A 23,542-nucleotide genomic window follows, 5' to 3' on the forward strand; every position below is an offset into this window, starting at 1 on the left:
CATGATGACCGAGACCCCGCACCCGTCGCAGCGGCCGCACCTGGCCGCCGTGATCGAGGACCGCTTCTACGAGGCAGCGGGCTGGCTGCTGCGCCGCGTCGGCTGGCGGCCACGGATGGAGACGTACTCCGGGTACGGCTCGCCGCGTCGGGTCCGGGTCCTCGCGCGGGTGCTGCTGGCGCCGCCCGGCCGGGTGGCCGCGGACAACGCCTACCGTGCCGGGCGCCGGGGGTTCCGGCACTACCTGACGGTGCCCGCCCCGCACCGACGCGTCCTGGTGCAGGTCGGGGGTGCGCAGCAGGTCGTGCACAGCGACCGGGCGGGCTACGTCGACGTCCAGGTGGACGTGCCGGAAGACCCTCCGCTGCCGCCGGGCTGGCAGCGCGCCCGGCTGAGCGACGCGGGGGCGCCGACGGCGGCGGAGCGCGCCGCCGAGCCGGTGCGCGCGCCGACGCCGGAGGACAGCGCCGACGCCCCGCTGCTGATCATCGACGCGGACACGCGGTTCGGCGTGATCAGCGACATCGACGACACCACCATGGTCACGTCGGTGCCCCGCCCGCTGCTCGCGGCGTGGAACACGTTCGTGCGGCACTCCAGCAAACGGCGGGCGGTACCGGGCATGCCCGAGCTCTACCGGCGGCTCGGCAAGGCGCACCCGGAGAGCCCGTTCGTCTACCTCTCGACCGGCGCGTGGAACACGGCTGCCACGCTGCGAGCCTTCCTCGCCCGCAACGCCTATCCCCCGGGCCCGCTGCTCCTCACCGACTGGGGTCCCACGATGACCGGGTGGTTCCGCAGCGGGCAGGCGCACAAGGACGCCAGCCTCGAGCTCCTCATGTCCTGGTTCCCCCACGTGCGCTGGCTGCTCGTCGGCGACGACGGCCAGCACGACAGCGGCATCTATGCCCGCGCCGTCGAGCGCCGGCCCGACCAGGTGGCGGCGGTCGCGATCCGCCGGCTCCGCCCGGCCGAGCAGGTTCTCGCGGGCAACCCGCCCGACGGCGGTGCGACGGCAGGGCCGGAGGGCTCGCACCTGGAGGGCGCCGGCGGACGAGCCGCGGTGCCGACCGTCTCGGGCGTGGACGGCCACGAGCTGGCCGAGCGGCTGGCGGAGGTGCCGGGGGTGCTGGGGGTGCCGGGCTCCTGACGCCCCGGCGCGGCCCCCGGCGCCCGTGCCGCGGTGTCGGGGGTGCCTGGCACCCTCGGCACATGACTCCGAGAGCACTGGTCGAACAGCTCGCCGACACCATCGACGGTCACCGCTGGGAGGACCTGCCCGCCTTGCTCCACCCGGACTTCTCCTGCCGGCTCGTCCACACCGGTGAGACCTTCGACCGGGACGGCTGGGTGCGCCTCAACGCCGAGTACCCGGGCTTCGAGCGGTTCGAGCTGCTCGACGTCGTCGCCGACGGCAGCCGCGCGGCCTCACGTGCCCATGTCACCGGGACCACAGCGGGCGAGCGGCAGCACTTCGAGGTGGCCGGCTTCGTCTCCGTGCGCGACGGCCTCGTCGCGGAGCTGACCGAGGTGTGGGCGGACGTCGATCAGACGGCACCCGAGGGCACCCGGCCGCAGTAGTCGCGGAGCTCAGAGCGCCATGCCCATCACCGTGCGCACCGTGAGGGGCCCGGTGCGGTCGTCGGTGAGGTGGCGCATGCCGATCTTCTCGGCCACCCGCCGGGACGCCGCGTTGTGCGGGTGGACGATCGCCACGAGCTCGGCCGCACGGAGGGAGTCGCGGGCCAGGTCCCGGCACGCCGCGGCCGCCTCGGTGGCGTAGCCCTGCCCCTGGAGGTCCGCCCGCACGTGGTACCCGACCTCGAGCCTCGCCTCGCCGCCCACCTGCTGCCACGTCAGCCCGCAGTCGCCCACGAACTCCCCGTCCGCCGTCTCCACGATCCACAGGCCGTGCCCGTGCCGGGCATAGCCCTCCTCGTTCCAGGCGATCCAGGCCAGGGCGTCGGCGCGCGACTTCGGCGCCGGGTAGTAGGCCATCACCACCGGGTCACCGAGAAGGGCGGCCATCACGTCGACGTCGTCGCCGGTCATCTCACGGAAGCGCAGGCGTGCGGTGGGCGCAGGGAGCATCTGGCCACGATAGGGCTTCGCGGGCCCGCAGCCCCGGCTCAGCGCAGCTCGTAGAAGCGCCAGAACCCGAAGTCCTCGATCGGCAGCTCGTCGACGCGCCCGAACCCGGCCTCGCGGGCGTACCGCTCCACGACGTCGCGCCGGATCACGGTGCCGGTGCCGACGCTGTCGGGATGGCTGAGGCTGTCCGGCAGGCAGCACAGCACGCTGAACCCGTACAACGCTCGCTGGACGAGGTCGGCGGGGGCGGTGAGCTCGTCGGCCGCGGCCTCGTCCATGACGACGACGGTCCCGCCGTCGGCGAGCGATCGCCGCACCGCGGTGAGCACCTCGACGGGGTACGGCATGTCGTGCAGGCACTCGAAGAGGAACACGACGTCGTACGGGCCGCCCTCGATCTCCTCGCCGGCGCTGTGCACCATCTCGACGTTCTCGATCCCCGCGTCGGCGGCGTGGGCGCGGGCGCGCTCCACCGACGGGCCGTCGATATCGATGCCCACCACCCTCGCCTCGGGATAGGCGCGGGCCAGCGCGATCGTCGACCAGCCGTAACCGCACCCGACGTCCGCGACGGCGGCACCGGGGCGGCCGAGCGCCGCGTGCAGGTGCGGTGCACCGGCCAGCTCACCGGGCAGCACCTGCTCGAACCACGGCCGGTTCATGTCCGCCTGGCCGGTGCGTGCGTCGTCGCCGAGCTGCTGCCACGAGACGCCGCCCCCCTCGCGGTAGGCCTCCAACAGTGCCGGCAGCTGGATCGCCGACGCCGCCACCAGCCGGACGAACGGCGCCAGGAAGTCCGTGGACCGGATGTCGGTGAAGACGGCGACGCCCTCGGCGTCGAGCCCGTAGCGTCGCTCCCCGCCGTCCCCGGTGGCGTCGTGCGCCGTCAGGAAGCCGGCCGCGGCCTGCTGCTCGCACCACTCCAGGGCGTAGCGGTGGTGCGTGTGCGTCCTCGCCGCGAGCTCGGCCGGGACGAGCGGGCCGGACGCCGCCAGCTCGCGGTACCAGCCGAGCCGGTCGCCGAGGTAGACGGCCAGGCCCTCCATCATCGCGACCCCGGTCTCGAACACGCGGTCCGCCAGGGGTGGTGTGGTCTCCATCTCTTGAGGGTGCGCCCCCACGTGCTCGTCGTGACCGGGAGGGCCGGGTGAAAACATGCTCCGCCGCAGCCGCAAGGTCCGCGAGCACCGTCGGTCAGGCGGGTCCTTGCGCTTCCCGCGGGTAGGTCACCACGCCGTCCGGGCCCACAGCCGGCGTCGCGCCCCAGCGCCCGAGCTCGTGGGCCTGCGGGCGACCACCGTGCAGGAGGTGGACCACCCGCCAACCGCGCGCCGCCAGCGTGTTCGCGACGAGCAGCCGGTGGCAGCGCCAGGGCATCGGCTCGCCGCACAGGACGGCGACGGGCCGTTCCCGGGCCTGTGCGGCGAGCCGTTCGAGGCCGGTCTCGAACGGCGCGGTGAGCGTGTAGTCCGCGTAGTTCTTGAAGCTCGCGTTCTGCCACCCGGCGTTGAGGTCCGGATCCACGTCGCGCTGCTTCGGCCGGCGTCCGGCGAGCTCGGTGAGGTGCTGGTACCCGATGCCCGCGTCCGCGAGCCAGCCGGTCATCTCCTCGGCGTCGAACTGAGGGCTCCGGCGCGACCCGGGCATCCGCCGCACGTCGGCCACCAGCTCGACGTGCGCGGCCCGCAAGGTCTCGAGGAAGGCCGCACGCGGGCAGCTCCAGTGCCCGATCGTCCAGATCTCGCCCGGCGTCGCGTCCAACGGCGGCCTCCTCACCCTCCTGCCGGCTCATCGTAGGTCGGTAGGACTCACCCTCGCCCGCACGCCGGGCAGATGCCGCGGCGGCGCAACCAGTAGGCGTAGGTCGCCGCACCGAGCGCGAGCGACCACAGCGGCCACAGGAAGGCCGGTCCGACGGCCCCCCACGTCTCGGCACCGAGGCCGAGCACCCCCTGGGTGAGACCGAGGGCGATCATCGAGGTCCCGGCGGGCAGCACGGTGACGGCGACGACGGTCGCGGGGACGACCGCGAGGCCCACCGGGACCCGCTTGCCGGCGAGGCCGAGCATCCAGCGCGGGAACACGTCGCCCCACCGCTGGTAGAGGCCGAGGGTGAGCACCGCGCCGAGCAGGGCGAACGTCCCGAGGCCGACGGGGCCGAGGAAGTCCAGCCCGCGCATCGACTCGACGGAGTCGCGGGAGTAGCCCAGCGGGATCCCCAGCGCCCACGCGATGCGGGTCAGGCCGTAAAAGGCCGGGACCGCCGCGGCCACGAGCGCCGCCACCCTGCCCCAGCGCGCCGCCGCGGGAGGAGTCGTCCAGGCCGCGGCGACGCCGTCGTGCCGACGCCCGCAGCGCACGCACGCTCCCCTGCTGCGGCGGGTGGAGCGCACCGCGGCGACGGCGAGGAGCACCGCACCGCACAGCACCGCCGTCTGGAACAGGAAGTCCGGTGCCACGTAGTGGTCGAGGGAGGCGCGCACCTCGGCGCTGAAGAGCGACGTCACGAGGAGCGCGGGCAGGTAGCCGAGCCCGGCCAGGACGGTGGCGTCGACGAGCAGGACGGCGGCGAGCAGCACGACGCCGGTGCCGACGGCGACGAGGACGCGCGGTCCTCGCGCGGTGGACCGGCTCCAGCGCATCCAGGCCGCGAGCGCGGCACCGACGGCCGCGAACACCGCGACGCCGGTGGCCAGCGTGTCGACCGGGACGTCGCGGAGCAGGCCGTGGTTGAGCGGCTCGGGCGCCCCCGCGGCCGAGCCCACGGCCCACCGGTGGACGAGCGCGACGACGAGCCCGGCGACCCACCAGAGGACGGCGAGGCTCTCCACCCGGTGGGACGGCTGGCGGCGGAGCGTCCCACCGGTCGGCGACGACGGGTGCTGTGTCGTGTGGTGTGTGGTCATGCCTCGAGCCTCGCCGCCGCCGCCGCCGGACGGATCACCCGCCGCGACCAGCGCCCTCACCCGTGCGGGGGAAGGTCAGCCGGCGCTGACGAACCCGGACGTGTAGGCGCGCACCACGGCCTGCGTCCGGTCGCGGACCCCGAGCTTGCCCAGCACGTTGCCCACGTGGGTGCGCACCGTCTCGACGCCGAGGTACAGCTCGCCGGCGATCTCCGCGTTCGACATCCCGTCCGCCATGAGTCGCAGCACCTGCCCCTCGCGGTCGGTGAGACGCGCGGACGCCAGGGCGTCGCCCGACGGCGGACGTCCGGCGGCGAGGCGGCGCACGGCGTCCGGGAACAGCAGCGAGTCGCCGCGCGCGACGAGCCGGACCGCCTGCGCGATCTCCGCCGGCCGGGCCCGCTTGAGCAGGAACCCCTGGGCGCCGGCCTGCAGGGCGTCGAGCACGTGGTCGTCGTTCTCGAACGTCGTGAGCATCACCACGCGGGGCGCGGGTCCGTGGGACGCCCGGTCGACGACGGCGCGGGTGGCGGCGATCCCGTCGACGCGCGGCATGCGGACGTCCATCAGGAGCACGTCGGGCCGTGCGTCGGCGACGAGCTGCGGGACACCGGCGCCGTCCTCCGCCTCGCCGACCACCGTCACACCGGGCTCGGCGTCGAGGACGACCCGGAGCCCCGCCCGCACGAGCGGTTCGTCGTCGACGATCGCGACGCGGACGGGCGTGTCACCGCCGGGGGTGCTCATGCGCCCGATCCTCGCGCACCCAGGGGCAGCCGCGCCCGGACGACCCACCGGGCCGTACCGTCCGGGTCGGGCCCGGCCACCAGCTCGCCGGCGAGGAGGCGCACCCGGTCGGCCATGCCGGCCAGGCCGTGCCCGCCCGCCGCGCGGCCCGGGACGGTGCCGGTCCCCGCGGCGGGCCGTGCCTCGGCCGAGCCCTCGGACGCCGGCACCGGGTTCGTGACCTCGACCTCCAGCGTGCGGCCCCGCACCTCGAGGCGGACGTCCACCGGGGCGCCGGGCGCGTGCCGGACGGCGTTGGTGAGGGCCTCCTGGACGATGCGGTACGCCTCGCGCGACACGGCGGGCGGCACGAGCGACCCGAGCGCGTCCGGGTCGGCCGACGACGCGACCTCCGTGCCCGCCTGCCGGGTGTCCGCCACCAGGTCGCCGACGTGACGCAGGTCGCGCACGGGGCCGGCCGGTGGCGACGGCGTCCCGCCCCGGGCCGGAGCGTCCGGCGCCCCCGAGGTGCCACGCAGCAGGCCGAGCACGTGGTCGAGGTCCGCCATCGCCGAGCGCCCGGTCTCCTCCACGGCGGCGAGCGCCCGGCGGGCGGCGTCGGGGTCGGTGTCGATCTGCCGCGCGGCCGCGGCAGCCTGCAGCGTGGTGATCGTCAGGGCGTGCCCCACCGAGTCGTGCAGCTCGCGGGCGAGCCGGCCGCGCTCGGCGGACCGGCGGGCGGCGGCCTCGAGCTCCGCGATGCGGGCCGACTGGTCCGGGCCGAGCAGGGGGACGGCGGCCTGCCGCAGCACCCGGCGGGCGAGCGCCACGAGGTACGGCAGCGCGAGCAGCAGGACGACGGCGAGCGTCAGCCAGGCGGCAGGGCTGTCGCTGATCAGCGGCGTGACACCCCGCAGGAACGAGCGGTCGACGCCACCGGCGGACAGCACGAGCTGGGTGGCCACCGGCACCGCGACCAGCAGGCCCACCGTGACCGCGGCGCCGAGCGCGAGGTGCAGCGCGAACCAGGCGGCGCCGCGCCACCGGGTCGCAGCGTTCGGCGAGCCGGACGGTTCGGGCAGGTCACGGGGGTCCACGTCGAGGAACGTCCGCACGGCGAGCACCTGGAGGGTGCGCACCGGCGCGAGGAACGGCGGGGCGGCGACGATCGCCAAGGTCACGAGCGCCAGCACCACCGCGGCCACCCGCGGGACGTCGGCGGAGGCGAACATCTGCACGAACCCGGCGCCGAGCGTCAGGTACGCCCCGGCGAGGACACCACCGATGACCAGGTAGATCCCGGCACGCACCGTGGACCCGGCCACGAGCGGCGCGACGGCGCGCCGCACGCCGGTGTGCCGCCGTCGGCCGCTCGCCGTGCTCACCACCATGCCCGCCAGTCTGCCCAGCGGGAGGTCGCGGCGCCTCCCCCGCCCGGGGGAACGGCCGGCACTCCGACCCGGCGTGCCGTCAGGCGACGAGCTCCTGACCGCTCATCTCGTGGATCGAGCTCATGACCTGGTCGGTGAGCCGGCGTCGCGCCTGGGCAGGCCTGGTGCCCGCCGCGATCTGGCGCGACGGGTCGATCGGTACGCCGAACTCGACGCGGATGCCGCGGACCGGCCGTGGCAGGCGCGCACCGACGGGCTGGACCTTGTCGGTGCCGCGCAGCGCGACGGGCACCACGGGGGCCGCCCCGGTGAGCGCGAGCCACGCCACGCCGGTGTGGCCCTTCTGCAGCCGACCGTCACGCGAGCGCGTGCCCTCCGGGTAGATCCCGAACGCGTCGCCGCGCTGGAGCACCTGCAGCGCGTCCTCGAGGGACCGCTGTCCGGCGCGCGGGTCCTCCCGGTCGACGGGGATGTGCCCCATCGTGGTGAAGAACCACCGGGACACCCGGCCCTTGAGCCCGCGCCCGGTCCAGTACTCCGCCTTGGCGATGAACGTCACGTGCCGCGGGACCACCAGGGGCAGGATGATCGAGTCGATGAACGACAGGTGGTTGCTCGCGATGATCACGGGCCCGCGGCGGGGCACGTTGTGCAGGCCGGTGACCTGGGGACGCAGGAACACGTACACCAGGAGCGACAGCACGAGCTTGAGGATGCGGTACGTCACCGGCCCATTGTCCCCTCAGCCGAGGCTGACGAGATAGTCCTCGGCGTCGTCGTCCCACGCGAGGCGGACGGCGTCGGCCGCGGCGGCGGCCTTGCAGAACTGGAGGAAGCCGCCGTAGCCGAGCGCCTTCTCCGAGAAGTCGGGGCGGCGCTTGCGCACGTGGTTCTTGAGACCGGACAGCGCGGCGGTGCCGCCCGCCTCCTGGACGACGGCGCGCAGCAGGTCGAACGCCTTGGCGCTGTCGGGCTGCTCGGGGAGCTCGACCACCGGGTCGCCGGAGGACGGGCCGTCGCTCAGCACGATGACGTCCCGGTCGGCGAGGTAGCGCAGGAACTCACCGAACGTGCGGAAGCCGTAGTCGGACTCGCTGAACGTGGGCTCCTTGCGTACCAGCGTGCGCTTGAGCTGCGAGGCGGTCACCGAGCCGGACGCCGAGCCCTGCAGCCCGGCGAGGGTCTGGGCGACCTTGACCTCCATCGTGGGCGGCTCGCCGGTGGGGGCGTCGTCGTCCTCGTCGTTGGCGGGCTCCGGGGCCCGGTCCGGGACGTCGACCGGTTCGGGCAGCGTGATCTCGGGCTTCTTGCGGCGGGTCCTGCCGCCCGACGTCGTCCCCGACGCCGTGGCCGAGGTCGCGGTCGGCGCAGCCTCCTCGGCGGGCGGGAGCTCCTCCGCGACTGCCCCGGCCTTGGCGCGGCCGGTCGTGGCGCGCGCGCTGCTCGAGCGGCCGGAGCCGGAGCGACGGGCGGGGCTCTTCTTCTGCGGGGCCTCGGACTCGTCGGGCACCTCGACGCCCTCGAGCCGGTCGTAGAAGAGGAACTCGTCGCAGGCGGAGGGCAGCAGGCGCGAGGTCGACTTCTCGACCCCGACACCGATGACGCGCTTGTCGAGCTCGCGGAGCTTGTGCACGAGCGGGGAGAAGTCGGAGTCTCCTGTACACATGACGAACGTCGAGATGTACTCCCGCTCGAAGGCCATCTCGATGGCGTCGACGACCATCTTGATGTCGGCGGCGTTCTTGCGGGACGCGCCCATGCGCTGGGGCATCTCGATGAGCTCGACCTGGTGCCGGGTCAGCATCCGCCGGTCCTCGTCGAAGTACGACCAGTCCGCGTACGCGCGCCGCGTGACCACCCGGCCGCGCACCGCGAGGGCGTCGGCGATCGGCTGGAAGTCGAACTGCATCCCGCCCAGGTGCTCCCGGGCGCCGAGCGCGAGGTTCTCGTAGTCGAGGAAGACGGCAAGGCGCTCTTCGGTGTCCATGCCCGCAGCCTAGGCCCCGGCGAACCGGTCAGCCCTCTCGCGCCCGTCCATCTGGCGCATCAAAGACAAAAGGTGTTTCGTCCAACGCTACTTCTGCCGCGTTTGATAATACTTCTGCGTAACGCTTGACAGTTCGACGCCCGTGGGTTGTGCTGTCTTTCATTGCCCCTGGAAACCTGCGGGGCCACGGGCGCCGGCCACGGTGGGCGGGCGCCCGGACCGACGATCGCGTGACGGAGCGCGGGTCGGCCCCGACGCGACGACGTCGTGACCGGCTCGACGGCCTGCCGTCGAGAGGGAGACCGATGAGTGAGCCGACCACCCAGCCACGTCTGACGGCGCTGTCACGACGGGCACTGCTCACCGGGGCGGCGGGCACCGTCGCCACGGGCGCGGTGACCGCGGTGGCGCTCGGTGCGGACGGGCTCGTCACCGCCGCCCCGGCAGCCGCCGCTGACGCCACGACCGACCAGGTCCGGCGCATCACCATGTACGCCGAGCGGATCGACGCGAAGACCGTGGGCTACGGGTTCGAGCCCGGCGAGGCCACCGTCCCCGGCCCGATCCTCGAGATGTGGGAGGGCGAGACGCTGGAGATCACGCTCGTCAACACCACCGACCAGCGGCTGTCCATCCACCCGCACGGTGTCAACTACGACGTCGACAGCGACGGCAGCCCCTTCAACGACTCCTTCAACGAACCGGGCGAGACGCGCACCTACGTCTGGTCGACCGTCGCCCCGCGGCGGGACCGGGGCATCTGGATGCCCGGGAGCGCCGGCTACTGGCACTACCACGACCACGCCTGGGGCCCGCACGGCACCCCGGGGATCGCGGCCGGGCTCTACGGCGCGCTCGTCGTCCGCCGCGTCGGTGACGTGCTCCCCGAGCGGCAGTTCACCGTGGTCTTCAACGACATGCTCATCAACAACCGGATGGCTCCGGACACCCCCATGTTCGAGGCGAACCTCGGCGAGCGGGTCGAGTTCATCTGCATCGGCCACGGCAACACGTTCCACACGTTCCACCTGCACGCCCACCGCTGGGTGAACAACCGCACCGGCCTCCTGGCCAACCGCGACGACCCGAGCCAGGTCGTCGACAACCGTGACCTCAATCCCGGGGACTCGTTCGGCTTCCAGGTCGTCGCCGGGCTCGGCGTCGGGCCCGGGGCGTGGATGTACCACTGCCACGTCCAGTTCCACGCCGACGGCGGCATGGCGGGCATCTTCCTCGTCCGCAACGCGGACGGAAGCATGCCGCCCGGCGCCCAGGCGTCGATCGACCGCTTCCAGGACCACGGCTCGCACGAGGAGCACGCCATGCCCGACACCGCCCCCTGACCCGGGGGTACCGAGAGGCGCTCGACACCCGGGTCCACCCCGGGCGCACGCACCGCACCGATGACGAAGGAGTTGGAGAGTGCTAGCAGCACGAGCAACGAGAACGAGAGGGCGGGCCCGGCCGGGAGCGCCCACGACCATGGCCGTCGGCCTGGCGGGCGCAGCGCTCGTCGTCAGCATGACCACGGTCCCCGCCGCGGCCCAGCCGGCCACCGCGACCCCCGACGTCACCGCCGCACCGCACGGCGCGCCGCGCACCGCGGTGGCGGGCGCAGGTGGCGCCCGCGTCCTCGTCTTCCACGGTGCGCCGGACGCGCAGGACGACCCCGTCACCGCGGCGACGGCCGCGCTGGCGGAGATCGGCGCCGCGAACGGGTTCACCGTGGAGACGTCCTCCGACCCCGGTGTCTTCACCGACGCGTCGCTCGCCGAGTACCGCGGCGTCGTCCAGCTCTCCTCGCAGGGTGTCGAGCTCGACGCCGCGCAGGAGGCGGCGCTGCGGGGCTTCGTGAGCGACGGCGGCGGATACCTGGGTGTGCGCGACGCCGCCCGGGCGCAGGAGGCGTCGCAGTGGTTCACGGGCCTCGTCGGTGCCCGGATCGCGGGTGCGCAGCCGGACCCCGCGGATGTCGCCGAAGTGACCGCGACCGCGGAGAACCCACCGGACGAGAGCGCGAGCAACCTCGTCGACGGGGACCCGGGCTCGAAGTGGCTCGCGTTCGAACCGAGCGCGACGGTCACGCTGGAGCTCGAGGAGCCCACCGAGATCGCTCGCTACACCCTGACGTCGGCCAACGACTTCGACGGCCGTGACCCGCAGTCGTGGACGCTGCAGGGCTCCGAGGACGGGGAGGTGTGGGAGGACGTGGACTCGCGCACCGACCAGGACTTCCCCCAGCGCTTCCAGGCCCGCGACTTCGACGCCGAGTCCGGGACCGCCTACGGGTGGTACCGGTTCGAGTTCAGCGAGACCGCGGGGGACGACCTCCTCCAGCTCGCCGAGATCGCGCTGCTCGACGCCGAGTCGGTGGACCAGCCCGCACCGGAGCTGCCCGTCGAGGAACGCACCGTCGACCTCGTCGACCGCCAGCACCCCGCGACGAAGGACCTCCCCCTGACCTGGGACCGCGAGGACCGGTGGCTGAGCTGGGCGGACGACCCGTCCGGCGAGGTGCACACGGTCGCCCAGCTCGAGCCGGGTGCCGACTCCGGCCCGGGGACGTCCCCCTTCCAGCCGCAGTCCTGGTGCCACGACTACGACGGCGGCCGGTCCTTCTACACCGGTATGGGCGGCACCGCCGACAGCTGGTCCGACGACGCGTTCCGCGACCACCTGCTCGGTGCCCTGCAGTGGACCACCGGCGTGGTCCGCGGCGACTGCCAGGCGACGATCGCCTCGAACTACCGCATCGACCGGCTCACCGCGGAGAACTCCGAGGGCGAGCTGGACCAGGTCGGCGAGCCGCACGGGCTCACCGTGGCGGCCGACGGCACCGCGTTCTACGTCGGCCGGGGGGCGTGCCCCTCCGGGCCGGTCCCGTCGTGGGACGACCCCGACGTCGGGCTGGGGTGCGGCACCATCCACCAGTGGGACCCGGACACCGGGCAGGCGTCGCTGCTGACGACGCTCGACGTCATGGGCAACCGTGGCAGCGGCGGCGAGCTCGTGAAGAACGAGGAAGGGCTGCTCGGGATCGTGCCCGACCCCGACTTCGCCGACAACAACTGGCTCTACGTCTACTGGATGCCCCACGAGTCGATCGACACCGAGCGCCGCGTGGGCATGCGCACGGTCTCCCGCTTCACCTACGACCCCGACGGTCCGCGCATCGACCCGAACAGCCGGGTCGACCTGCTCGAGTGGGAGGCGCAGATCCACAGCTGCTGCCACGCCGGCGGCGGCATGGCGTTCGACGACGCGGGGAACCTCTACGTCGGCTCGGGCGACAACACCTCGTCCGGCGGGTCCGACGGGTACTCCGCCAACAACTGGACGCAGGAGTACGCCGGGTTCGGGTTCCAGGACGCGCGCCGGACCTCGGGCAACACCAACAGCCTCAACGGCAAGATCCTGCGGATCCACCCGGAGGACGACGGGACGTACACGATCCCGGACGACAACCTGTTCCCCGTGGGTGAGTACCCCGCGGACAAGACCAGGCCCGAGATCTACGTGATGGGCGTGCGCAACATCTCGCGCCTGCAGATCGACCCGGACACCGACTGGCTGACCGCCGCGTGGGTCGGTCCGGACGCCGGATCGCCGGACCCGGAGCTGGGACCGGCGAAGTACGAGACGGCGACCATCATCACCTCGGCCGGCAACCAGGGCTGGCCGTACTGCATGGGCGACAAGCAGCCCTACCGCGACCGCAGCGACGAGGACGCGAGCGTCCTGACCGATTGGTACGACTGCGACGCCCCGAAGAACACCTCGCCGCACAACACCGGTCTGGTCGACGTGCCACCGGTGCGCGACAACATGATCTGGTACTCCCCCAGCGGTGGTGGCCCCGTCTTTCCCGAGGGCGAGGACGGCATCCCGTCGTACGAGGACGACGAGGCCACCTACACGTTCCCGTGGTTGAGCGGTGGTGGGCAGGCCGTCATGACGGGCCCCACGTACCGTTCGTCGCAGGTCGACCCGGACAGCGACGTCGCCTGGCCGTCGTACTGGGAGGGCAAGTGGTTCCTCGGCGACCAGTCGAACTCGAACAACCGCGTCGCGGTGACGATCGACCCGGAGCAGGTGCCCGACCAGGGTGCGCCCGCCTTCGCCGAGGACCTGCGGCACATCATCCCGGGTGGCCGGGGCGACGAGCTGCTGCAGAGCTGGATGGACGCGAAGTTCGGTCCGGACGGCGCCCTGTACATGCTCGACTACGCGAGCGGGTTCTTCAGCCTCGACCCGAACCAGAAGCTCCTCCGGATCTCGTACACGGGTGGGGCACCCACCCCGGCCGCGACCGCGACCGGTGCGAGCATCCAGGGCGACCCGCTGACGGTGGCCTTCGAGGGAGAGCGGTCCGGCGGCGTGTCCTACCACTGGGACTTCGGTGACGGGACGACCTCGACCCGGGCGAACCCGGAGCACACGTACCCGCGGGTCGGCGACTACGAGGCCACGCTGACGGTCACCTACGCCGACGGGACGAAGTCGAGGACGACGGCGGACGCGGCCACGACGTGCACGCTGCCCGACGACCGGGACACGGTCTTCTTCGGCGACACGGACTCCGGGGTCGAGAACGTCGACCTGGGCGGCTGCACGATCAACGACCTGTTCCAGGACGAGAAGGAGTGGCGCACCCACCAGCAGTTCCTGCGGCACGTGAAGTCCGTGTCGAGGGGCCTGTTCGACGACGGCGAGATCTCGCGGCGAGAGCGCCGAGACCTGGTGGACTGGGCGGCACGCTCCCAGATCGGCGTGGAGCCGGGCGGCTACCGCACGATCTTCGACGGGACGCGGGACTCGCTGTTCGACTGGGAGCAGGCGCCCGGGGGCAGGTTCGACCTGCAGCCCGACGGGTCGCTGCGTTCCAGCGGCGGTCTCGGGATGCTCTGGTACGAGGCCGAGGAGCTCGAGGACTTCTCCGTGAAGCTCCTCTACCGCGACGTGTCGGAGGGTGACCACTTCGCCAACACCGGCGTGTTCACCCGGTTCCCGGACCCGACGGACCCCGGCGACGCCGAGTGCGCCGACGGGCAGGACGCGGCGTGGGTCGCGATCTCCTGCGGCCACGAGATCCAGATCTACGACGGCCCGACGGGCGAGCCGCAGAAGACCGGCTCGGTCTACAACTTCGACCCGGTCGGTCTCGACACCGGCGGCGAGAAGCCGAAGGGCGAGTGGAACGAGTACGAGATCCGGGTGGTCGGCCAGGAGTACACGATCATCCGCAACGGCGTGGTCATCAACGAGTTCGAGAACACGCCCGGCCAGGAGTCCTCCCGGGAGGGCGACCCCCCGACGGACCTGCGCCAGTTCGACAGCGGGTTCATCGGGCTCCAGAACCACGGCGCCAGCGACCTGATCGAGTTCCGCGACGTCCGCGTGGCGGACCTGTAGGCCGCAGCCGGGCCGGTCGGTGCGGGACGTCACCGACCGGCCGGCCCGGCCGACCGGCCGCCACGGGCGGCCACCTCATCTTCCGGAGTCCCGACGCACGAGGAGTGCAGATCCATGGATCGACGTACCGCGCGACCGCGCGGGGCCGGGCGGCTCGCAGCCGCCGTGGTCACCGCGCTCACCGCAGCCACCGTCGTCGCCGCCCCGGCGGCGGCCGCCCCACCACCGACGAGTCCCGTACCGCCGAGCGCCCTTGCCGCTGCCGCCGACGCGCCCTCGGCCGAGGCGGCCGCCGAGCAGACGCTCACCTGGACGGCGGGCAACAGCATCAGCGACTACCTGACGTTCCCGACGACGGCCACCGCCGGACCGGCGACGATCGTGTTCGAGAACAGCCAGGACACCGGCAACACGATCGGCATGAGCCACACGCTCACGTTCGACACGACGACGGAGGGGTACAACCACGACCTCGACCTCGACATCCTCGCGAGCCCGTTCGACGCCAACGGCGGGCTCTACGAGGTCGAGGTCGACCTCCAGCCCGGGACCTACCGCTACTTCTGCGCGATCCCGGGCCACGGCGCGATGGCCGGCGAGCTCGTCGTCACCGAGGACGGTGGCGGAGGTGGTGACGACACCACGGCGCCCGCCGTGTCCGCGGAGGTCACGGGCGACCAGGACGACGACGGCGCGTACGTCGACGGGGCCACCGTGACGCTCGCCGCGACCGACGACGGCTCCGGCGTCGCCGGTGTCGAGTACGACCTCGACGGTGCGGGCTGGCAGGGGTACGACGAGCCGTTCGTCGTCGACGCCGTCGGGACGCACACGGTGGAGTTCCGCGCGACGGACGAGGCCGGCAACACGTCCGAGCCGCAGTCGATCGACTTCACGGTCGTCGAGGGCGACGGCGGCGACGACGACGTCACCGCGCCGACCGTGACCGCCGAGGTCGCGGGCGAGCAGGACGACGACGGCGCGTACGTCGGGTCCGCGACGCTCTCGCTCGCCGCCACGGACGACGAGGCCGGCTCGGGCGTCGCCTCGATCGAGTACGACGCGCACGGTCACTGGATGCCGTACACCACGCCGGTGGAGTTCACCGAGCCCGGCGAGCAGACCGTCTCGTACCGCGCGACGGACGAGGCCGGCAACGTCTCGGAGGTCGGGACGACGTCGTTCACGGTCGTCGAGGGCGACGGCGGCGGCGACGACACCACCGCGCCGACCGTGGCCACCGAGCTCTCGGGCGAGCAGGACGACGACGGCGCGTACGTCGGGTCCGCGAGCGCGGTCCTGACGGCCACCGATGCCGGTTCGGGCGTCGAGACCGTCGAGTACGACCTCGACGGCGCGGGCTGGACCGAGTACACCGAGGCCGTGGTGGTCGACGAGCCCGGTGAGCACGAGCTCGTGGCGCGGGCGACCGACGCCGCCGGCAACGTCTCGCCGGAGAGCGTCACGACGTTCACCGTGGTCGCGGGTGACGGTGGGGGCGACACGGTCGCCCCGGTGGTCGAGCCCGAGGTCAGCGGCGAGCAGGACGCGGACGGCGCCTACCTGGGCTCCGCCGCGGTGGCTCTCACGGCGTCCGACGACGGTTCGGGCGTCGAGACCGTCGAGTACGACCTCGACGGGGCGGGCTGGACCGGGTACACCGAGGCGCTGGTGCTCGACGAGCCGGGCGAGCACACGGTCTCCTACCGGGCCACGGACGCCGCCGGCAACGTGTCCGAGGTCGGGTCGGTGACGGTCACGGTCGTGGCCGCCGAGCCGGGCGACACCGAGGCGCCCACGGTGGAGCACGCCCTCTACGGCGCGCGCAACGACGCCGGCGAGTACGTGGGCAGCGCGTCGATCACCCTCGACGCCACGGACGACGACTCCGGCGTCGCGTCCGTCGAGTACCAGCTCGACGGCGGGACCTGGTACCGCTACGCGTCCCGGCTCACCGTGCCGACCCCGGGCGAGCACACGCTCTCCTACCGGGCGACCGACGTCGCGGGCAACGTCTCGGCGCCCGGGACCGTCACCTTCACGGTCGCGTCGGACGTGCCGGAGGACACCGTCGCCCCCGAGGTGACGGCGTCCGTCAGCGGGGAGCGCGACGCCCGCGGGAGCTTCGTCGGGCGTGCGACGGTGACGCTCGCGGCGTCCGACGAGGGCTCGGGCGTGGACCGCACCGAGTTCCAGGTCGACGGCGGCACGTGGCAGCGCTACGCGGCTCCGTTCGTCGTCGGGTCCGACGGCGACCACGTCGTGCGCTACCGGGCGACCGACGGCGCGGGCAACGCGTCGCGGACCGGCGGCGTCGTCTTCACGGTGGTCGCGCGGGACGGTGACCGGTGCGTCGGTTCCGACGTGCGGCCCACGGTGGTGATCGACGGCAACGACAGCACCGTGGCCAACGTGGACACCGGCGACGGATGCACCCTCAACGACGTGATCGCCGAGGACGACGACTACCGCACCCACCGGGCGTTCCTGCGGCACGTCAAGCAGGTGACGAGGGACCTCGTGCAGGACAAGGTCCTCAAGCCGGTCGAGCGCCGGCGGATCATCATGGCGGCGGAGCTGTCCAGCATCGGTCGCTGACCCGGTCACCGACCGTCGAACGCAGCGGGCCGCGCTCCCCCGGGGGCGCGGCCCGCTGCGTTCGACCTGGTGTCTCACTTCGTGGTCAGGCTCGACCGCATCGCGGTCACGGCTTACGATCGAGTCTCACCATCCAGAGCGGCCGAGAGTCCTGGCTCGACGACGCCGCAGCAACCCGTTCTCCGACGGAAGCCTCCCGAGGACGAAGGTGCTCAACACCAGGCCCGATGGAGTGACGCATGGTCGCAGAGGCATCCCTGACGCCACGGCACCGCCCGACGGTGAGCTTCGAGCTCATGCCGCCGCGGCGGCCCGAGGCCGCCCCCAAGTTCTGGGAGACCGCACGCCGCCTGGTCGCGGCGGACCCCGACTTCGTCTCGGTGACCTACGGCGCCGGGGGCGGCGACCGCGCGACCGCCCGCCAGGTCGTGGCGACCCTCCTCGAGGGCACGCCCGTCCTGCCGATCGCGCACCTGACCTGCGTGGGCGCCTCGCGCGAGGACGTCTCCGACGTCGTCGACGAGTTCCTCGAGGCCGGGGTCCGCAGCTTCCTCGCGCTGCGGGGCGACCCGCCGCGCGACCAGCCCGACTGGCGCCCGCCGGCGGACGGGGTGCACTCCTCGATCGAGCTCGTCGCCCTGCTGCGCGAGGTCGAGGCGCGGCGGTGCGCCGCCGACCCGGCCGCCGCCGTCCGCGGCGCGGCACGACCCCTGACCGTCGCCGTCGCCACGTTCCCCGACGGCAACCGCCAGGCGGGGACCACCCGCGCCCAGGAGGTGCAGCGCCTCCTGGAGAAGCAGCAGGCGGGCGCGTCCTTCGCGATCACCCAGCTGTTCTACGCCGCGGACAGCTACACCGACTTCGTCGCCGAGGCCCGCGCGGCCGGCGTGACGATCCCGATCCTCGCCGGGCTGATGCCCACGACCGAGCCGCGCCGGCTCCGTCGTGTCGAGGAGCTCACCGGCGTCCCTGCGCCCCGGCACCTGCTGGCCGCGCTGGACGCCCTGCCGGACCCGGAGGCGCAGCACGCCTACGGGACCGCGTACTCCGTCGAGCTCGCCCAGCGCGTGCTCGACGCCGGCGCGCCCGGCCTGCACGTGTACACGTTCAACAAGTACCGACCCGCTCTGGACCTGCTCGAGGGTGTCCACCTCGGCGGTCGGACGCCGCACGGCGTCCCTGACCTGGCCAGAAGGCCGCTGGTACCGGGCATCCCGACCGAGGCTCCCGCCGTCTGACGCCTGCACCGCAGGAGGCACGACGCGGGACGACCGACACCAGGAGTGCTCATGACCACCACGACCGACACCCCCACCACCCCGGCATCGCGCGCCGCGTTCCCCGGCGGCACCATCCTCGGCTACCCCCGCATCGGCCGACGCCGCGAGCTCAAGCGCGCCGTCGAGGCGTTCTGGGCGGGCCGCACCGACGCCGTCGCCCTCGAGGTGACGGCCGGCGCGCTGCGCCGCGAAACCCTGCAGCGCCTCGTCGCGCTCGGCCTCGACCCCGAGGACGGCTCCGTCCCGGGCTCGTTCTCGTTCTACGACCAGGTGCTCGACGTCGTGGCGCTGCTCGGCGCCGTCCCCGCCCGGTTCCGGGACCTGATCGACGACGAGGACGGCTCGCTCGACCTGGACGGCTACTTCACCGTCGCCCGCGGGCGCGGCGAGGACGCGCCGCTCGAGATGACCAAGTGGTTCGACACGAACTACCACTACCTGGTCCCGGAGATCAGCGAGACCACCCCGATCTCCTTCGCCGACCACCGCATCGTGCGGGAGTTCGCCGAGGCCCAGGAGGCCGGCATCACCACGCGCCCGGTCCTCGTGGGGCCGGTGACCTTCCTCGCCCTGTCCAAGGCGGCCGACGACGCGGGCGAGGGCTTCCACCCCCTCGACCGGCTGGACGACGTCGTCGCCGCCTACGCCGACCTGCTGCGAGCGCTGGCCGCGGTCGGAGCGCCCTGGGTGCAGCTCGACGAGCCGGTCCTCGTCTCGGACACGGTCGACGCCCCCGCCGAGCGGGTCGACGCCGCGATCACCACCGCGTACCGCGCGCTGGCGACCGAGCTCACCGCCCGGTCCGACGACGACGGCCTCGACGCCGAGGCCGAGCGTCCGGCCATCCTCGTGGCCACCCCGTTCGGGGGGCTGACGACCGGCGCCTCCGAGGGCGCCGGGACGACGACGGCCCGTGACGGCCTGGCCCTGCTCGCCGCCACGGACGTGGACGCCATCGCGATCGACCTGGTCAAGGGCGCCGTCCCGACGGGGTCCGGACCGGACGGGACCGTCCCCGGCCTGGCGACGAAGACCCTCGTGGCGGGCGTCGTCGACGGGCACAACGTGTGGCGTGCCGACCTCGCGGCCCGGTTCGACCGGCTCGTCGCGCTCCGCTCGCTGGGTGCCGGTGCCCTGGCCGTCGGCACCTCGACGTCGCTGCTGCACGTGCCGCACGACGCCGACGACGAGACGTGGGAGGGGCCGGCCGCCGACCGCGCCGGGCGCTCCCCCGCGCTGCGTCGCTGGCTGGCCTTCGCCGACCAGAAGGTCCGCGAGGTCACCGTGCTGGCCCGCGCCGTGGCCGAGGGGCCGGACGCGGTGCGCGCGGAGCTGGACGCGGCGAGCGCGGCCGTGGCCGAGCGCGCTGCCGCGGCGGGCGTCGTCGTCCCCGCGGTCCGCGAGCGGCTGACCGCGCTGACCGAGGGCGACTTCGCCCGCGGTGCGCACGACGACCGGGTCGCCGCCCAGCGCGAGCGGCTCGGGCTCCCGCCGCTGCCCACCACGACGATCGGCTCGTTCCCGCAGACGTCACAGATCCGCACGGCGCGGTCCGCCTGGGCGAAGGGCGAGCTCGACGACGAGGCGTACACCGCCGCGATGCGGGCGGAGATCGCCCGCGTGGTCGCGCTCCAGGAGGAGATCGGCCTCGACGTGCTGGTGCACGGCGAGCCGGAGCGCAACGACATGGTGCAGTACTTCGCCGAGCTGCTGGACGGGTTCGCGACGACGGACCTCGGCTGGGTGCAGTCCTACGGTTCGCGCTGCGTGCGCCCGCCGATCCTCTGGGGCGACGTGACGCGGCCGGCGCCGATGACGGTCGAGTGGACCCGCTACGCCCAGTCGCTCACGGCGCGCCCGGTCAAGGGCATGCTGACCGGGCCGGTGACGATCCTCGCGTGGTCGTTCGTGCGCGACGACCAGCCGCTGGCGGACACCGCCAACCAGGTGGCGCTCGCCCTGCGCGACGAGGTGCGCGACCTCGAGGCCGCCGGCACCGCCGTCGTGCAGGTGGACGAGCCCGCCCTGCGCGAGCTGCTGCCGCTGCGCCGCGCGGACCAGCCGGACTACCTGCGCTGGTCCGTCGGGGCGTTCCGGCTGGCGACGGCCGGGGCCGGCGCCTCCACGCAGGTGCACACGCACCTGTGCTACTCGGAGTTCGGCGAGGTCATCGGCGCGATCGACGGGCTGGACGCGGACGTGACGTCCATCGAGGCGGCGCGCTCGCGCATGGAGGTCGTGCCGGAGCTGCACGCCGCGGGGTACGCGCGCGGCGTCGGACCGGGCGTCTACGACATCCACTCCCCCCGGGTCCCGTCCGTGGACGAGGTCACCGAGCTCCTGCGGCTCGCGGTGGGCTCGATCGACCCGGACGTGGTGTGGGTCAACCCGGACTGCGGGCTGAAGACCCGCGGGTACGCCGAGGTGGAGCCGTCGCTGCGTCACCTGGTCGCGGCGGCGCAGGCGGTCCGCGCCGGCCTCTGAGCCGCGGCACCGCCGTCGCCCCGAGCGTTGCCCCGCGGGGGTGAGCAATCTCATCGCTCGGGGCGGCGGCCCTGTGCCACCATGGTGGGCGGGGCCGTCGCACGGGCGGACCGACGGATCGGTACGAGGAGCGAGAGATGCAGCGCGTCGTCGCGGGGAGCGGGGTGGCCCTCAGGGCCTGCTCAGGCAACCCGTCGACCCAGGCCGCCTGCCGCTGACCCGATACGGGTCGTGCGCGGAGGGGACCTGGCTCCGCCCTGCCCTCCTCCACCCGATCCACCGACCCACGGCTGACGCGCTCAGGCGCCCGCCGAGGTCGGTCGCGGGTGGTGCCCTGCTCCCGAAAGCCGACCCATGAACCCCCTGGACGAACAGCAGATCCGCGCCAGCCTCGTCAACGCCACGCGCAGCGAGCGGCAGCGGATGATCCTTCCCGAGCTCGCCGAGGTCCGCTGGGACCGCCTCGACTACCTCGGCTGGCGCGACCGCAAGCAGCCGCTGGCCGCGTACGCGGTCACCGAGGTCGACGGCGAGCCCGTCGGCATCATCCTGCGCGCCCCCGAGACCAGCAGCCGCCGGGCGGCGATGTGCGCCTGGTGCGAGGACGTCGCCGACGGCAACGACACGTCCCTCTACGTGGCGCGCCGGGCCGGGGCGCCCGGCCGCAAGGGCAACACCATCGGCACCCTGATCTGCACGGATTTCCGCTGCTCGCGCAACGTACGCCGGCGCCCCACCCTCGCGGAGGCCGGGTTCGACGACGACGTGGCGCGCGCCGCCGTCGTCGAACGGCGTATCGACGGCCTGCGCGAACGCACCCGGCGGTTCCTCGAGGAGGTCCGCAGCACCGCCTGACCGGTGCCGCGAGGGAACAGCAGCCGCCTGGCCCGGACCGCGGTCGGGCCAGGCGGTGATCGATAGTGCTCGTTTCGGATTGAGTGTGCCCTGGAAGCATGCCGTCGCGATCACTCGTGCACTAGCGTGCGTCCTCAGTCGACGCGGTCGGTGCCATCTGGACGCCACCCGGTCGACCTGACCAGCTCCCCTGCAACGACGCACGAGAGGTCCTGATGATGAAGACGTTCCTGACCCGACTACTGGCAGGACTGGCCGCGCTGGTGCTGCTGCCGATCGCCGCGGTGACCGTGTCCTCCGCACCCGCTGCCGCCGCCACCAGCCAGTTCCGAGGGATGAACTGGGCGGTGCTGGGCGACAACTTCGTCACCGGTCCGCTCGTCCTGGACGGTCTGAGCAGCTCCGACAGCTACGCGACCGTCGAGGCCAAGGCCGACGCCCTGTACGACGACATGGAGAGCACGCTCGGTGTCGACACCGTCCGCCTGCCGGTCAACACCCACACGGTCGGCACGGCCTGGTGGAACAGCTACCGCGCCACCATCGACGCGGCGACCGCCCGCGGCTGGAAGGTCGTCCTGGCGTACTGGGAGGACGGCGCCGCGTCGGACGGCCGCATCACCGACTACGCCGCGTGGAACACCATGTGGTCCACCGTGACGTCGCAGTACGGCTCGAACGGCCTCGTGTACTTCGAGCCGATGAACGAGCCGCACGGATACAGCTCGACCGCGTGGCGAGACGTCGCTGCCGACTGGCTCGACTACCACTACTCCGCCGTGCCGAGCCGGGTCCTGATCGGCGGGACCGGGTACAGCCAGGACCTGCGTGACCTGTGCGCCGACTCCCGGTTCGCGGACACGTTGTTCTCGTTCCACCACTACGCGTTCATGTACGGCAGCAACACCTACGACGGCTGGGTGGATCACGTCCGGTACCGGCTCGGCGACTGTGCCTCGCGGGCCGTGGTGACCGAGTTCGGCGCACCGATGAACGACGGCCGCGACTACGCCGACGCCGGCAGCACGGACAACTTCGTGCGCCACGTCCGCGCGGTGACCCAGGTCATGCGGGACGAAGGGATGGGGGCGACCTACTGGCCGGCCCTCGGCGGCAAGCCGGGCACCATCGGCTACGACTGGTACTCGATGTACGCGAAGAGCGGCACCGGCACCGGTCTCGACCTCACGCTGCGCAACCAGACCGGCGCGGACCGGCTGCGGTACGGGTGGGGCGACGACGTCTCCGGCGGCGGGCCGGGCGGCACGGTGACCCAGATCGTCAGCGAGGTGTCCGGCAAGTGCGTGGACGTGGTCTCCGCCTCCACGGCGAACGCCGCCGAGGTGGTGCAGTACACCTGCGGCAGCGGCTCGAACCAACGGTTCGAGCTACGAGACCTGGGCAACGGCTACCACCACCTCGTGGCGCAGCACTCCGGCAAGTGCCTCGACGTCAGCGGTGCCTCCACGGCCGACGGCGCGGCGATCATCCAGTACACGTGCGGCAGCGGCACCAACCAGCAGTGGGAGCTCCGCGAGGCGGGCGGCGGCTACGAGCTCGTGGCCCGGCACTCCGGCAAGTGCCTCGACCTGCCGAGCAGGTCGACGGCGAACGGCACCCGGCTGCAGCAGTACGGCTGCTGGGGTGCCGCCAACCAGCGCTGGGACCTGTGATGGCGGGCGGAGCAGCATGTTCGCCGAGAGCGAAACGACCCCTCTTGGCACTCTGCGGCCGAGAGTGCTAAATCAGGAGGTGTAGCCAGGCGACGCCGGACGGACCGGCGCGCTGATCGCGGTCGGGGCCGCACCGCGC

The 23,542-nt window shown here is 73.3% G+C and carries 17 protein-coding genes and 1 riboswitch; of the genes, 9 read left to right on the forward strand and 8 right to left on the reverse strand.

Annotation, left to right across the window (positions count from 1 at the left end):
- Position 1 precedes the first annotated feature (1 nt).
- Positions 2-1,150: an App1 family protein gene (locus tag BCL65_RS04590; RefSeq protein ID WP_106265630.1), complete on the forward strand. Its 1,149-nt coding sequence runs from the start codon at positions 2-4 to the stop codon at positions 1,148-1,150.
- A gap of 62 nt (positions 1,151-1,212) precedes the next feature.
- Complete coding sequence (locus BCL65_RS04595) at positions 1,213-1,581, forward strand: nuclear transport factor 2 family protein (RefSeq protein WP_106265632.1); 369 nt, start codon at positions 1,213-1,215, stop codon at positions 1,579-1,581.
- A 9-nt stretch (positions 1,582-1,590) separates the two neighbouring features.
- Here the strand turns inward: BCL65_RS04595 and BCL65_RS04600 are convergent, their stop codons facing one another.
- The 8 genes from BCL65_RS04600 to BCL65_RS04635 all read right to left on the reverse strand — a co-directional run bounded on the left by BCL65_RS04600 (position 1,591) and on the right by BCL65_RS04635 (position 9,101).
- Positions 1,591-2,091 (reverse strand): GNAT family N-acetyltransferase, encoded by a 501-nt coding sequence (locus BCL65_RS04600; protein WP_106265634.1) that lies wholly within the window; start codon positions 2,089-2,091, stop codon positions 1,591-1,593.
- A gap of 38 nt (positions 2,092-2,129) precedes the next feature.
- Positions 2,130-3,191: a class I SAM-dependent methyltransferase gene (locus tag BCL65_RS04605; protein ID WP_106265636.1), complete on the reverse strand. Its 1,062-nt coding sequence runs from the start codon at positions 3,189-3,191 to the stop codon at positions 2,130-2,132.
- Between the two features lie 94 nt (positions 3,192-3,285).
- Complete coding sequence (locus BCL65_RS04610; RefSeq protein WP_106265638.1) at positions 3,286-3,852, reverse strand: DUF488 domain-containing protein; 567 nt, start codon at positions 3,850-3,852, stop codon at positions 3,286-3,288.
- 47 nt (positions 3,853-3,899) lie between these two features.
- Complete coding sequence (locus tag BCL65_RS04615; protein WP_106265640.1) at positions 3,900-4,997, reverse strand: hypothetical protein; 1,098 nt, start codon at positions 4,995-4,997, stop codon at positions 3,900-3,902.
- 75 nt (positions 4,998-5,072) lie between these two features.
- Complete coding sequence (locus tag BCL65_RS04620) at positions 5,073-5,744, reverse strand: response regulator (RefSeq protein ID WP_106265642.1); 672 nt, start codon at positions 5,742-5,744, stop codon at positions 5,073-5,075.
- Positions 5,741-7,114, reverse strand: a complete 1,374-nt coding sequence (locus BCL65_RS04625; RefSeq protein ID WP_106265644.1) for a sensor histidine kinase — start codon at positions 7,112-7,114, stop codon at positions 5,741-5,743. Before BCL65_RS04625 ends, BCL65_RS04620 begins: the two co-directional genes overlap by 4 nt.
- Positions 7,115-7,193: 79 nt before the next feature.
- The gene (locus BCL65_RS04630) at positions 7,194-7,841 is read right to left on the reverse strand and encodes a lysophospholipid acyltransferase family protein (RefSeq protein WP_106265646.1); all 648 of its coding nucleotides are present in this window, start codon (positions 7,839-7,841) and stop codon (positions 7,194-7,196) included.
- 15 nt (positions 7,842-7,856) lie between these two features.
- The gene (locus tag BCL65_RS04635) at positions 7,857-9,101 is read right to left on the reverse strand and encodes an NYN domain-containing protein (RefSeq protein WP_106265647.1); all 1,245 of its coding nucleotides are present in this window, start codon (positions 9,099-9,101) and stop codon (positions 7,857-7,859) included.
- Positions 9,102-9,406: 305 nt separating this feature from the next.
- On the opposite strand from BCL65_RS04635, the gene BCL65_RS04640 reads away from it, so the two are divergent.
- The 7 genes from BCL65_RS04640 (at position 9,407) to BCL65_RS04670 (ending at position 23,403) form a co-directional block, all read left to right on the forward strand.
- Complete coding sequence (locus BCL65_RS04640; RefSeq protein ID WP_106265649.1) at positions 9,407-10,444, forward strand: multicopper oxidase domain-containing protein; 1,038 nt, start codon at positions 9,407-9,409, stop codon at positions 10,442-10,444.
- Between the two features lie 139 nt (positions 10,445-10,583).
- Positions 10,584-14,513: a ThuA domain-containing protein gene (locus BCL65_RS04645; protein ID WP_106265650.1), complete on the forward strand. Its 3,930-nt coding sequence runs from the start codon at positions 10,584-10,586 to the stop codon at positions 14,511-14,513.
- 114 nt (positions 14,514-14,627) lie between these two features.
- Entirely contained in the window at positions 14,628-17,111 is a 2,484-nt protein-coding gene (locus BCL65_RS17745) for an OmpL47-type beta-barrel domain-containing protein (RefSeq protein ID WP_125206456.1), read from the forward strand.
- Positions 17,112-17,237: 126 nt separating this feature from the next.
- Positions 17,238-17,345: riboswitch (SAM riboswitch) on the forward strand.
- 5 nt (positions 17,346-17,350) lie between these two features.
- On the forward strand, positions 17,351-18,349 hold the full coding sequence (locus BCL65_RS04655) for a methylenetetrahydrofolate reductase (protein WP_106265652.1): 999 nt from the start codon (positions 17,351-17,353) through the stop codon (positions 18,347-18,349).
- Between the two features lie 51 nt (positions 18,350-18,400).
- Positions 18,401-20,875, forward strand: a complete 2,475-nt coding sequence (gene metE, locus BCL65_RS04660) for a 5-methyltetrahydropteroyltriglutamate--homocysteine S-methyltransferase (protein ID WP_106265653.1) — start codon at positions 18,401-18,403, stop codon at positions 20,873-20,875.
- A 354-nt stretch (positions 20,876-21,229) separates the two neighbouring features.
- Positions 21,230-21,730: an FBP domain-containing protein gene (locus tag BCL65_RS04665; RefSeq protein WP_106265655.1), complete on the forward strand. Its 501-nt coding sequence runs from the start codon at positions 21,230-21,232 to the stop codon at positions 21,728-21,730.
- A gap of 218 nt (positions 21,731-21,948) precedes the next feature.
- On the forward strand, positions 21,949-23,403 hold the full coding sequence (locus BCL65_RS04670; RefSeq protein ID WP_207767652.1) for an RICIN domain-containing protein: 1,455 nt from the start codon (positions 21,949-21,951) through the stop codon (positions 23,401-23,403).
- Positions 23,404-23,542: the final 139 nt, after the last annotated feature.

It is taken from the genome of Isoptericola halotolerans (genome assembly GCF_003003075.1).
Lineage (GTDB): Bacteria > Actinomycetota > Actinomycetes > Actinomycetales > Cellulomonadaceae > Isoptericola > Isoptericola halotolerans_A.